Below are 11,622 nucleotides of genomic sequence, written 5' to 3' on the forward strand. Positions count from 1 at the left end.
GCCGCCGGGGAGCGGGAAGGGCCGGACGTCAGTCGTCGGCGGCCGGGGTACCGGTCGCCGGTGCGGCCACGGCGCGGGGGCGTCCGAGGCGCCGCACGCCCACCGTGTCGGCGACACGGGCCCGCACCGACGTCCGGATCGACGTCCGCGGCGGGGTCCGGTCCGCCGTCGGGGCGGACGCCAGGTCCGGGCGGGCCCGGTCGGAACGGCGCGGGGAGGGCACGGGCGCGTGACCGGGCGCGGGGAGCGGGGACGGCGCCGGGGTCACCGGGCCGGGGACCAGGGAGTCGGGCACGGGGGCCGGGGCGTCCGGAACGGGGGCCGGGGCGTCCGGCACGGGGACGAGGGAATCCGACGCGGGGGCGACGGCGACGGCGACGGGGACGGGGGCGGGGGTGACGGGGATCGGGGACCAGGCCAGGGGTGCGGCCGGGAGCCGGTGCCGGGTGGGCGCTTCGAGGGGGTCCGTGACGCGGGACGCGTGGGCCAGGGCGCGGCGGTCCGGGTGGGCCGCGGGGAGCACCGCGGGGCGGATCTCGGCCTCGGCGACCAGGCCCCGGGTCGACACCACCCGCCACACCGACGTCAGCAGCGACTCCTCGCCGATGAACGCGGGTGCCGTGCTGGTGGCCCCGGAGGCGAGGCGGTAGCGCAGCCGGACCGGCTGGACCGGGACGTCCGCGTCCAGGGCGGCCTGGAACGCGGCGCGGCGGAAGGTGCCCTGGGCGCGTCCGCACCAGGTGGAGCCCTCGGGGAAGACCGCGACGGCCCGCCCCGCGCGGAGCGCGTCGGCGACCCGGGCGACCGTCGCGGGCAGGGCGCGCAACCGGTCCCGGTCGATGAACAGCACACCGGCCCGCGCGACCAGCGCGCCCGCCACCGGCCAGCGGCGGATCTCGGCCTTGGCGAGCATGCGGGCCGGACGGACGGCGGCGAGCAGCGCTATGTCCAGCCAGGAGATGTGGTTGGCGACCAGCAGCACGCCGCCGTCGGGCACGGCGGGCCCGGTGATCCGCAGCCGGACCCCGGCCGCCCGCACGATCCACCGGGACCAGGCGCGGACCGCGACCGCGGGGACGGCCCGGCCGACGGGCAGCAGGCAGACGCCCGCGCCGAGCAGCAGCAGGACGGCGGCCGTCCGCAGCGCCGCGCGCGGCGGGGCCGTGACCGGCCCCGCCGGTTCGATGCACGCCCCGGGGGTGCAGGGCGCGCTGGGCAGCCAGACGCTCATCAGGCCGGGACGAGCGAGAGGAAGTGCCGCAGGTAGCGCGGGTTGACCCGGCGCATCGACAGCAGCACGTACAGGTCGGCGACCCCGAAGTCCGGGTCGTGGGCGGGCGGGGCGCAGACCCAGGCGCCGAGGCGCAGGTAGCCGCGCAGCAGGGCGGGGAGTTCGGTGCGGGCGGCGGGCGCCGCGGGGGTGGCCGGGGTCCACGGCCGCAGCGGGCGGACCCGGTACTCCTCGGGGGCGAGGTGCTTGGCGGCGACCCGGTCCCAGGTGGCGGCGGCGAGCGCGCCGCCGTCGGCCAGCGGGACGGAGCAGCAGCCCGCGAGCCACTCGTGGCCGCGGTCCACCATGTAGCGGGCGATGCCCGCCCAGATCAGGCCGATGACGGCGCCGTCGCGGTGGTCGGGGTGCACGCAGGAGCGGCCGACCTCGACCAGTCCCGGCCGGATCGGGTCGAGGGCGGTGAGGTCGAACTCGCCCTCCGAGTAGAGGCGTCCGGCGACGGCGGCGCGCTCCGGGGGCAGCAGCCGGTAGGTGCCGACGACCTGGCCGGTGGTCTCCTCGCGGACCAGCAGGTGGTCGCAGTAGGCGTCGAATGCGTCGATGTCGAGGCCGGGCTGCGGGGAGGCGAGGAGGGCGCCCATCTCACCGGCGAACACCTCGTGCCGCAGCCGCTGGGCGGCACGGACGTCGGCCTCGTCGCGGGCGAGGGAGACGGTGTAGCGGGTGGGTGCCGCGGGCTGCGGGGGACGGTCGAGCGTGGAAACGCCGGTCATGGCACTCTCCTGGTCGCGGGCCGGTTCGGCGGGGACGGCCGAGCGGGGCGCTTCGGCCTGCCGCCCCTGTTCTTCCGATGCCGACTGACCTTCGCGTGTCCGGTGCGGAGCGCGCGGGTGTGAGGTTGCTGAACGGCTCGCTGCGCCGTGACCGTTCACTTCGCGGCCACGCGATGCTCCGGCCGCGCCCGTGTCCGCGCCGCGTCGCGGACATGCGAGACGGGGCCGGGGAGCACCTCCCGGCCCCGCCCGTCCGCGCTCACGGCGAACGTCTGTGGGGCGCCTCGCGCCGTCCTGTGCCGCGTCCGCCCGGTCCGTCGTCCGCGCGGGACGGCGGTCCGGGCGGTCAGGTCCTACCGCTTGCCCGACTTGCGGGTGGCGCGCAGCCACTCGCGGTTCATGCTGGTGATCGAGAACAGGGGGATGCCCTTGGGGCAGGCGGTGGCGCACTCGCCGGCCAGGGTGCAGCCGCCGAAGCCCTCCTCGTCCATCGTCGCGACCATGTCCAGGACCCGGGACTCCCGTTCGGGGGCGCCCTGGGGCAGCACGTTCAGGTGGTTGATCTTGGCGGAGGTGAACAGCATGGCCGCGCCGTTCGGGCAGGCCGCCACGCACGCCCCGCAGCCGATGCACTCGGCGTGCTCGAAGGAGTAGTCGGCGTCGGGCTTGGGGACCGGGGTGGCGTGCGCCTCGGGGGCGGCTCCGGTCGGGGCGGTGATGTAGCCGCCCGCCTGGATGATCCGGTCGAAGGCGGACCGGTCGACGACGAGGTCCTTGACGACGGGGAAGGCCGCCGCCCGCCAGGGTTCGACGTCGATGGTGTCGCCGTCCCGGAAGGACCGCATGTGCAGTTGGCAGGTGGTGGTGCGCTCGGGGCCGTGCGCGTCGCCGTTGATGACCAGGCTGCACGCGCCGCAGATGCCCTCGCGGCAGTCGTGGTCGAAGGCGACGGGGTCCTCGCCCTTGAGGATCAGCTCCTCGTTGAGGGTGTCGAGCATCTCGAGGAACGACATGTCGGAGGAGATGCCGTCCACCTCGTACGTGGACATGGCGCCTTCGGCGTCGGCGTTCTGCTGCCGCCAGACGCGCAGGGTGAGCCTCATGCGTAGCTCCGCTGGGTGGGGTGGACGTACTCGAAGACCAGGTCTTCCTTGTGCAGGACGGGCGCGGCGCCGGTGTCGGTGAACTCCCAGGCCGCCGCGTAGCCGAACAGGTCGTCGCGGCGGGCGGCCTCGCCGTCGGGCGTCTGGGACTCCTCGCGGAAGTGACCGCCGCAGGACTCGGCGCGCTCCAGGGCGTCCAGGCACATCAGCTCGGCGAGTTCGAGGTAGTCGACGATCCGGTTGGCCTTCTCCAGCGACTGGTTGAACTCCTCGCCGGTGCCGGGGACCTTGACGCGCCGCCAGAACTCCTCGCGGATCTGCGGGATGCGCTCCAGCGCCTTGCGCAGTCCGGTGGCGCTGCGGGACATCCCGCAGAACTCCCACATGAGTTCGCCCAGTTCGCGGTGGAAGGAGTCCGGGGTGCGGTCGCCGTCGACCGCGAGGATCAGATGGAGCCGGTCCTCGGTCTCCGCCACCACCTCTTCGACGACGGGGTGTTCGACCGTGACGGGATCGAGCCGCGGGTGGCGGGCGAGGTAGTCGTTGATGGTCGCGGGGAGCACGAAGTAGCCGTCGGCCAGGCCCTGCATGAGGGCGGACGCGCCGAGCCGGTTGGCGCCGTGGTCGGAGAAGTTGGCCTCGCCGATCGCGAACAGGCCCGGGACGGTGGTCTGGAGGTCGTAGTCGACCCAGAGTCCGCCCATCGTGTAGTGCACCGCGGGGTAGATCCGCATCGGCACCCGGTAGGGGTCCTCGTCGGTGATCCGCTGGTACATGTCGAAGAGGTTGCCGTACTTGGCCTCGACGGCGGCGCGTCCCATCCGGGCGATGGCGTCGGCGAAGTCCAGGTAGACGCCCTGTCCGCCGGGTCCGACGCCGCGGCCCTCGTCGCAGACGTTCTTCGCGGCGCGGGAGGCGATGTCGCGCGGGACGAGGTTGCCGAAGGAGGGGTAGATCCGCTCCAGGTAGTAGTCGCGCTCGTCCTCGGGGATCTGGTGGGCGGGGCGGTCGTCGCCCTTGGCCTTGGGCACCCAGATCCGGCCGTCGTTGCGCAGCGACTCGCTCATCAGGGTCAGCTTGGACTGGTGGTCGCCGGTGCGCGGGATGCAGGTGGGGTGGATCTGGGTGAAGCAGGGGTTGGCGAAGTACGCGCCGCGCCGGTGCGCCCGCCAGATGGCGGTGGCGTTGGAGTTCATGGCGTTGGTCGACAGGTAGAAGACGTTGCCGTAGCCGCCGGAGGCGAGGACGACGGCGTCGGCGACGTAGGTGTCGATCCTGCCGGTGACGAGGTCGCGGGCGACGATCCCGCGGGCCCGCCCGTCGATCACGAGGAGGTCGAGCATCTCGGTGCGCGGGTGCATCTCGACGTTCCCGGCGGCGATCTGCCGGGAGAGCGCCTGGTAGGCGCCGAGCAGGAGCTGCTGTCCCGTCTGGCCGCGGGCGTAGAAGGTGCGGGAGACCTGGACGCCGCCGAAGGAGCGGGTGTCGAGGAGGCCGCCGTACTCGCGGGCGAACGGCACGCCCTGGGCGACGCACTGGTCGATGATCTCGACGGAGATCTGGGCCAGCCGGTGCACGTTGGACTCGCGGGCGCGGAAGTCGCCGCCCTTGACGGTGTCGTAGAAGAGGCGGTGCACGGAGTCGCCGTCGTTGCGGTAGTTCTTGGCCGCGTTGATGCCGCCCTGCGCGGCGATGGAGTGGGCGCGGCGCGGGGAGTCCTGGTAGCAGAACTGGACGACGTGGTAGCCCTGTTCGGCGAGGGTGGCCCCGGCCGAGCCGCCCGCGAGGCCGGTGCCGACGACGATCACGGTGTGCTTGCGCCGGTTGGCGGGGTTGACGAGCTTCGCCTCGAAGCGGCGGGTGTCCCAGCGCTCGTGGATCGGTCCGGAGGGTGCCCTGGTGTCGGCGATCGGGTCGCCGGTCGTGTGGTCGGTGTAGGTCATGGTCAGCTCACCACTCCGGTCATGACGCCCACGGGCACGGCGATGAAGCCGAGGGTGAGCAGCAGTGCGAGGACATCGGCGACGGCCTTGAGGGCGCGGTCGCGGGTGCGGCCGCCCGCGCCGAGGGTCTGGGCGGCGCTCCAGAAGCCGTGCCGCACGTGCAGGCCGAGCGCGAGCATCGCGACGATGTAGATGACGTTGCCGTACCAGGTGGAGAAGGTGCCGACGACGTTCTGGTAGGGGTGGCCCGGCTGGAAGCCGCCGCTGTGCACGGTGCCGGTCGTCAGGTCGAGGATGTGCCAGACGATGAAGAGGCCGAGGATGATCCCGCCCCAGCGCATGGTGCGGGTGGCGTAGCTCGCCCGCGCCTTCTTGTGCCGGTAGGCGACGGGCCGGGCCTTGATGTCGCGGCGGCTCAGCTGGTAGGCGGAGGTGGCGTGCGCGATCACGGCGACGACCAGCACGATCCGGACCAGCCAGAGCGTCCACTCGTAGTGCATGAACGGTTCTCCAACGACCCGCAGCCAGTGCGCGTAGTGGTTGAACTCGCTCGCCCCGAAGAAGATCTTCAGGTTTCCGATCATGTGGACGACCAGGTACAGCAGCATGATCAGACCACTGACGGCCATCACGGTCTTCTTGCCGAGGGAGCTGTCCCACACGGTGCGTGCCAAGGACGGCCGTCGGTCCGTCCGCGTTGCCAGAGCCATGACTAGGACGGTACGGCGGCACGGGCCCATCGGTCCAAGACATGGTCCGGCTCGTTTCGATAGCCGGAGACTATGCTGGGGGGATGCAGTTCCAGCAGCTCCAGTACTTCGTGGCCGTCGCCGAGACCCGGCACTTCACCCGCGCCGCCGAGCTGGTCCACGTGGCCCAGCCGTCGCTCTCGCAGCAGATCAAGGCCCTGGAGCGGGAGCTGGGCGCGGATCTGTTCCTGCGGGCGCGCGGGAACATCGCGCTCACCGACGCGGGCGAGGCACTGCTGCCGCTGGCCCGGCGGATCCTCGCGGACGCGGACACCGCGCGGCACGAGGTGCAGGAACTGGTGCAGCTGCGCAGCGGGCGGGTGCGGCTGGGGGCGACGCCGAGCCTGTGCACCGGACTGCTGCCGGACGTGCTGCGCGCCTTCCACGACCGGTATCCGGGGATCCGGCTGCTGATCGAGGAGAGCGGCTCCCACGACCTGGTGCGGGAGCTGGCCCGCGGGGTGCTCGACCTGGCGCTCATCGTGCTGCCGCTGCCACCGGCGTCGCCCGCGCTGACCACGGTCGAGCTGCTGCGGGAGGACCTGGTCGTGGTGTCGTCCCCGGAGGCGCGGGCGCCGGGCGGGCCCGGGAGGCGCACGGTGCGGATCGCCGACCTGGAGGGCGAACGGCTGGTGATGTTCCGGCACGGGTACGACCTGCGGGAGCTGACCGTGGCCGCCTGCCGGGCCGCCGGGTTCGAGCCGGACTTCGCCGTCGAGGGCGGGGAGATGGACGCGGTGCTGGGGTTCGTGCGGGCGGGGCTGGGGGTCGCGGTGGTCCCGCGGATGGTCGCGACCCGGTCGGGCCGTGGCCTGCGGGTCACACCGCTGGCCCGCCCGGGTCTGGCCAGGACGATCGCCCTGGCCCACCGCAGCGACGTGGCCCCGCCCCGGGCCGCCCGCGAACTCCAGCGGATGCTGCTGGAACGCTAGCCCGGGGCACCGGGGTTCCGGGGTTCCGGGGTTCCGGGGTTCCGGCACGCAGGGTCACCGGCCGGGCCGAGGACGAGCCACCGGCCCGGACGCGAGCGGCGGTCGCACCCGCCCCGCCGTCCCCCGCGCCCCTCGGGCGGGAGTCCGACGGCGCTTCTCCCCGCGCCCCGCACGGAGCGCGGGGCGGGCCGGTCAGCCCGTCGCGTCGACCAGGGCCAGGTCGTGGAGGCGCTCCGGCGGGCCCGGACGCGCGTAGTACCAGCCCTGGGCCGTGTCGCAGCCCAGTATCCGCAGCTGCTCGGCCTGCGCGCCCGTCTCCACGCCCTCGACCGTGACCGCGAGGTCCAGGCTGTGCGCCAGCGAGACGATGCCCTCGACGATCTTCAGGTCCACCGGGTCCGCCGGGTACTGCTGCATGCCCTGGGTGAACGAGCGGTCCAGCTTGAGGACGCTCACGGGGAGCCTGCGCAGGTTGGCGAGGTTGGAGTAGCCGGTGCCGAAGTCGTCCAGGGCGATGTCGACGCCCATCTCGGCGAGCCTGCGCAGCGGCTTCAGCAGGTCGTCGTCGGCGCCGATCAGCGCCGACTCGGTGACTTCGAGGCAGAGCGCGTCGGGATCGACCCCGGCGCGCTCCAGGATCTCCACCGTGTCCTGCACCAGCCGGGGGTGGGTGAGCTGGCACGGGGACAGGTTGACGTTGATCCGCAGCGGGCCCGCCTGCGCGTACCGCTCGCGCCACTCGCGGGCCTGGCGCACCGACTGCTCCAGGACCCAGCGGCCGAGCGGCACGATCAGGCCGGTGTGCTCGGCGAGCGGGATGAAGCGGTCGGGCCCCAGCACCCCGTGCTGCGGGTGCAGCCAGCGGACCAGGGCCTCGGCGCCGCGGACACTGCCGTCGCCGAGGTGGACCAGCGGCTGGTACTCGATGAAGAACTCGCCCCGGTCCAGCGCGGTCGGCAGCGCGGTGGTCAGCCCGTGCCGGGTGATGGCGCGGGCGTCGGCCTCCGGGTCGGCCAGCTCGAAGCGGTTGCCGCCGGCCGACTTGGCGCGGTACATGGTGATGTCGGCGCTGCGCAGCACCTCGGCGGGGCTGCGCTCGCCCGCGGGTCCCTCGACGATGCCGATGCTGCCGCGCACGGTCAGCTCACGGCCGTCGACGCTGATCGGGGCGACCATCGCGTTCATGATGCGGGACGCCAGCTCGTCGACCTCGTGCTCGGTGTCGGGGCCCGTGGTCAGCGCGACGAACTCGTCGCCGCCGAGCCGGGCGACCATCTCGCCCGGCGCGGTCGCGCACGCCTGGAGCCGGTCGGCGACCTCGACGAGCAGCCGGTCGCCCGCCGCGTGGCCGAGGCTGTCGTTGACGGTCTTGAAGCCGTCGAGGTCCAGGTAGCAGAGGCCGAAGCGCTGGCCCTCGCCCGCGCCGAGCGCCTTCTCCAGGCGTTCGAAGAAGAACGTCCGGTTGGGCAGGCCGGTCAGCGCGTCGTGGGTGGCCTCGTAGCGCAGCCGCAGGTTGAGCAGCCGCCGCTCGGTGGTGTCCTCCATCAGCGCGAGCTGGTACTGCGGGGTGCCGTCGGCGTCCCGCAGCAGGGAGACCGTGAGGTTGGTCCACAGGACCGTGCCGTCGGTGCGGGAGAACGCCTTCTCCACGTGGTAGTGCTCGCGCTCGCCGCGGACCAGCTCGTCGTAGAGGGCCCAGGTCTGCGGGGCGTCCTCGGCGTGGGTCCACTCGGTGACCCGGCGGCCCCTGATGGCCTGCTCGGTGAGGCCGAACATGCGCATCAGGGCGTTGTTGGTCTGGAGGATGTTGCCGTCCAGGTCGGCGATGCCGATCCCTATCGCCGCGCCCTCGAAGACCGCGCGGAACCGGGCCTCGCTCGCGTGCAGGGCCTCGGCGACCACGCCCTGCGCCTTCAGGGCGGCGGCGGAGATCGCCTCCTGCTCGGCGAGGGTGCGTTCGCGCAGCGCCTGGGCGAACCCGGCGGCCATCGCGTGCTGGAGGCGGGAGGCGCGCACCCGCAGGTCCTGGGGGTCGCCGTCACGGCCGCAGTACAGGACGAGGTAGGCGTCGACGCAGTCGAGGGTGCGGCTGAGGGCGTCCGGGTCGGTGCAGTGCGCCCCGACCAGCGCGGCGCCCACGGCGCGGCCCTCGTCGGCGTCCAGGGCCCTGGTGTGCAGGGCGTCGCTCAACCGCCGGGCCAGGGGCAGGAGCACGTCCTCGAACTCCGGCCTGGTCAGCGACGTGGAGGTGACCGGGTAGACCGCCCGGCTCCAGATCGTCGCGAACCTGCGGAGTCTGTCCTCCGGCCCGTCCGGCTCGGCGATCACGCCGCGCGCCCGACGCCGGCGAACCCCGAGTAGGCGAAGGGGTCCTCGTCCTCAGGCGCGGTGTCCGGCCGCCAGTCGGGCATCGGCACCAGTCCCGGTTCCACCATCTCGTACCCCTCGAAGAACCGCGCGATCTCCTCGCGCGAGCGCATGATCAGTGGATTGCGAATGTCCTTGTACACGTCCACCACACGCCCTGCCTGCTCGGGCGGCAGCGGAATGCCCTCGTAGGAGGCGTGGGTGAGCACCAGCATGCTGCCCGGTGCGAGCGCGTCGCTCAACTCCCGCACCGCGGCGACCGGGTCGTCGGCGTCCTCGACGAAGTGCAGTACGGCGACGAGCAGGAGGGCCACCGGGCGGTCCAGGTCGAGCAGGCCGCGCACCTCGGGGCCGTCCAGGATCTCCTGCGGCTTGCGCAGGTCGGCCGCGACGACGGCGGTCTCCGGGTCGCCTTCCAGGACCGCCTGGCCGTGCGCGACGGCGACCGGGTCGTGGTCGACGTAGACCACGCGGGCGCCGGGGCGCGCGGCCCTGGCCACCTCGTGGACGGTGCCGAACGTCGGGATGCCGGAGCCGATGTCGAGGAACTGGGTGATGCCCTCTGCGGCCGCGAACCGCACCGCGCGGCGCATGAACGCCCGGTTCGCCTGCATGATCTTGGGAAGTCCCGGCATGAACTCCATCGCCCTGCGGGCCGCTTCCCGGTCGACCTCGAAGTTGTGCGAACCGCCCAGGTAGAAGTCGTAGATGCGCGAAACGCTAGGCACCGAGATGTCGATGCTACGGGGGGCCCAGGCGGGACGCTCCATCTCTCTCTCCAAGGCGTAGGCGTTCCGGTGTTCGAGCTGAGGCTACTGATCGCCCGCCAACAGAGCGAGTCGAAACGGAAATTGACCGTCCGTTCCCGGTCACTGCCTGCGGCACTTGCCCGATTCAACCAGTCGCCGGGCCCCTCGTCATGGGGTGAATTGCCCGGGATCACGGCAGAACGGCCCGTCCCCTCCGCGGTACGGAGGGGACGGGCCGTTCTGTCGTCGTGCGGAGCGGCGGGGCCGTTACTGCTTCGGCGCCCCGACCGGCTTGCCGTCGGGCGCGACGGCGTACCAGGTGCCGCCCACGCCCTGCCCGTTGGTGTCACCGGCGGCCGTGTCGCCCGAGAAGGTGTAGATGGGCCAGCAGTTGATGGTCTGCTGCTTGACGCCGTCGGGCCGGGTGAAGTTCATCAGGCCCTTCTTCTGCACGCCCTTGGTGTCGTCGGAGGCGACCGGGGCGACCGCGGGCCACTTCTCCAGGCAGGCGCCGGTGCAGGCGGAGACCGGCTTGGGCCAGGCCTCGTCCTTGAGGAAGCGGTAGACCGTCATGCCGTTCTTGTCGACGACGATCGTGCCGAGCTTGGGGTCGTTGCGGGTGGACAGGCCCGGCTTGGCGGCGAGGGTGGCCTTCTTGCCGTCGGGGGCGAGCGCGAACCACTTGCCGCCGACGCCCTGGCCGACGATGTCGCCCGCCTTGGTGTCCTTGGCGTAGCGGTAGGCGGGCCAGCCGCCGACGGTCAGCTGCTTGGAGCCGTCGGTCCTGGTCACCTCGCCGAGCAGGGCCTTGTCGATACCGGCCCCCGCGGTGGCGTCGTCGGCGGGCACCGGCGGCCAGGCGGTGGCGCAGTCGCCGTCGCAGCTCGACTTGGGCGGCTCGGCGGTGTCCGCGTCGAAGCGGTAGAGGGTGCGGCCGGTGCCGTCGGTGAGCGTCTTGCCCAGCTCCGCGTTCTCGGAGACGGCCAGCTTGCCCGCCGTCTGGCTCGCGGCGCCGGGCTGCCCGTCGGCGCCGTATCCATTGCTGGGGCTGGCGCTGGCGCCCACGCCGACGACACCGCCCGCGGCGGCCGTGGCGCCCACGTTCTGGCTGCCCGCCGCGGGGGCGGTCTCCTGACCGCACGCCGTCGTCAGCGCCAGTACCGCCACGGCGCTTGCCGCGAGTGAGGCGCTCCGCCAGGTGGTCTTCATCGTCAACTCCCCATCATCACAACGGTGTTGCAACGCCCTGCTGCGCCGCCGCACGACCATGGGTACGCACGGGGACCGCGGTTGTGTTCAACCGCGGCGAACATTTCTTTTCGGACTCGCGGCGGGGACCCTCCGGTCGCACGGCCGTACGCGCCCCGCCCCCCGGGAGAAGGAGCGGATCAAACCGCGGGGCGGCCCGTTTCCCCCGTTCGAAGCAATCCTTCTCCGCCACGGCGCGGTGCGCTCCGGGAAGCTTCATCATCACCGTCGTGCATCAACCCGAATCGACCCAATCCGCCCTGGCCGCGCGGGTCTTGGCGCTGGTCGCACTGAGCTGGCTGCTGGTGGGGGCGCCGGCCGGCGCGGCACGGGCCGACGCGTGCGCGTACGCGTCGACCGGACCGGACGGCACCGGCGCGGTGGCGGTCGCCGGACACCGCAACTGGCCGGTGCCGCCGGTGTGCCGGAAGCCGACGCCGCCGCCCGTCCCGCCGAAGCCGACCCCGACCTGCACGCCGACCCCGACCCCGACGCCTCCGCCGAAGCCCGCGCCCACCAGGAAGCCG

10 protein-coding genes are annotated in these 11,622 nt (G+C 73.2%); 1 reads left to right on the plus strand and 9 read right to left on the minus strand.

What is annotated here, in order from left to right:
• Nucleotides 1-28: 28 nt before the first annotated feature.
• The 5 genes from GA0115242_RS42600 to GA0115242_RS30300 all read right to left on the minus strand — a co-directional run bounded on the left by GA0115242_RS42600 (nucleotide 29) and on the right by GA0115242_RS30300 (nucleotide 5,724).
• Nucleotides 29-1,231: a lysophospholipid acyltransferase family protein gene (locus GA0115242_RS42600; RefSeq protein ID WP_093834103.1), complete on the minus strand. Its 1,203-nt coding sequence runs from the start codon at nucleotides 1,229-1,231 to the stop codon at nucleotides 29-31.
• On the minus strand, nucleotides 1,231-2,004 hold the full coding sequence (locus GA0115242_RS30285; protein ID WP_093834105.1) for a GNAT family N-acetyltransferase: 774 nt from the start codon (nucleotides 2,002-2,004) through the stop codon (nucleotides 1,231-1,233). The genes GA0115242_RS42600 and GA0115242_RS30285 overlap by 1 nt, the downstream gene beginning before the upstream one ends.
• A gap of 353 nt (nucleotides 2,005-2,357) precedes the next feature.
• Nucleotides 2,358-3,107 carry a succinate dehydrogenase/fumarate reductase iron-sulfur subunit gene (locus GA0115242_RS30290; RefSeq protein ID WP_093834107.1) on the minus strand — a complete coding sequence of 250 codons (750 nt, stop codon included), beginning with the start codon at nucleotides 3,105-3,107 and terminating at the stop codon, nucleotides 2,358-2,360.
• Nucleotides 3,104-5,050, minus strand: a complete 1,947-nt coding sequence (locus tag GA0115242_RS30295; RefSeq protein WP_093834109.1) for a fumarate reductase/succinate dehydrogenase flavoprotein subunit — start codon at nucleotides 5,048-5,050, stop codon at nucleotides 3,104-3,106. The genes GA0115242_RS30290 and GA0115242_RS30295 overlap by 4 nt, the downstream gene beginning before the upstream one ends.
• A 2-nt stretch (nucleotides 5,051-5,052) precedes the next feature.
• Nucleotides 5,053-5,724 (minus strand): succinate dehydrogenase, encoded by a 672-nt coding sequence (locus GA0115242_RS30300; RefSeq protein ID WP_093834111.1) that lies wholly within the window; start codon nucleotides 5,722-5,724, stop codon nucleotides 5,053-5,055.
• Nucleotides 5,725-5,843: 119 nt separating this feature from the next.
• Between GA0115242_RS30300 and GA0115242_RS30305 the strand changes: the two genes are divergently transcribed.
• The gene (locus GA0115242_RS30305) at nucleotides 5,844-6,731 is read left to right on the plus strand and encodes a LysR family transcriptional regulator (RefSeq protein ID WP_093834113.1); all 888 of its coding nucleotides are present in this window, start codon (nucleotides 5,844-5,846) and stop codon (nucleotides 6,729-6,731) included.
• 192 nt (nucleotides 6,732-6,923) lie between these two features.
• Here the strand turns inward: GA0115242_RS30305 and GA0115242_RS30310 are convergent, their stop codons facing one another.
• From GA0115242_RS30310 to GA0115242_RS40980, 4 genes are all read right to left on the minus strand, one after another.
• A complete protein-coding gene (locus GA0115242_RS30310; RefSeq protein ID WP_093834115.1) occupies nucleotides 6,924-9,059 on the minus strand; it encodes a putative bifunctional diguanylate cyclase/phosphodiesterase in 2,136 nt (711 codons plus the stop codon).
• Nucleotides 9,056-9,868, minus strand: coding sequence for an SAM-dependent methyltransferase (locus GA0115242_RS30315; RefSeq protein ID WP_093834117.1), 813 nt, complete (start codon nucleotides 9,866-9,868; stop codon nucleotides 9,056-9,058). The genes GA0115242_RS30310 and GA0115242_RS30315 overlap by 4 nt, the downstream gene beginning before the upstream one ends.
• Before the next feature lie 246 nt (nucleotides 9,869-10,114).
• A complete protein-coding gene (locus GA0115242_RS30320; RefSeq protein ID WP_093834119.1) occupies nucleotides 10,115-11,056 on the minus strand; it encodes an SCO0930 family lipoprotein in 942 nt (313 codons plus the stop codon).
• A 274-nt stretch (nucleotides 11,057-11,330) separates the two neighbouring features.
• Nucleotides 11,331-11,622, minus strand: a 292-nt coding sequence (locus tag GA0115242_RS40980; RefSeq protein ID WP_161353370.1) for a hypothetical protein, incomplete at its 5' end; no start/stop codon positions are given.

Origin of the sequence: Streptomyces sp. SolWspMP-5a-2 (assembly GCF_900091845.1) — a bacterium.
GTDB lineage: Bacteria > Actinomycetota > Actinomycetes > Streptomycetales > Streptomycetaceae > Streptomyces > Streptomyces doudnae.

Coding starts and splice junctions, on each gene's coding strand:
- GA0115242_RS42600 (WP_093834103.1), bottom strand. CDS start 1,231: ATGAGCGTCTGGCTGCCCAGCGCGCCCTGCACCCCCGGGGCGTGCATC.
- GA0115242_RS30285 (WP_093834105.1), bottom strand. CDS start 2,004: ATGACCGGCGTTTCCACGCTCGACCGTCCCCCGCAGCCCGCGGCACCC.
- GA0115242_RS30290 (WP_093834107.1), bottom strand. CDS start 3,107: ATGAGGCTCACCCTGCGCGTCTGGCGGCAGCAGAACGCCGACGCCGAA.
- GA0115242_RS30295 (WP_093834109.1), bottom strand. CDS start 5,050: ATGACCTACACCGACCACACGACCGGCGACCCGATCGCCGACACCAGG.
- GA0115242_RS30305 (WP_093834113.1), top strand. CDS start 5,844: ATGCAGTTCCAGCAGCTCCAGTACTTCGTGGCCGTCGCCGAGACCCGG.
- GA0115242_RS30315 (WP_093834117.1), bottom strand. CDS start 9,868: ATGGAGCGTCCCGCCTGGGCCCCCCGTAGCATCGACATCTCGGTGCCT.
- GA0115242_RS30320 (WP_093834119.1), bottom strand. CDS start 11,056: ATGAAGACCACCTGGCGGAGCGCCTCACTCGCGGCAAGCGCCGTGGCG.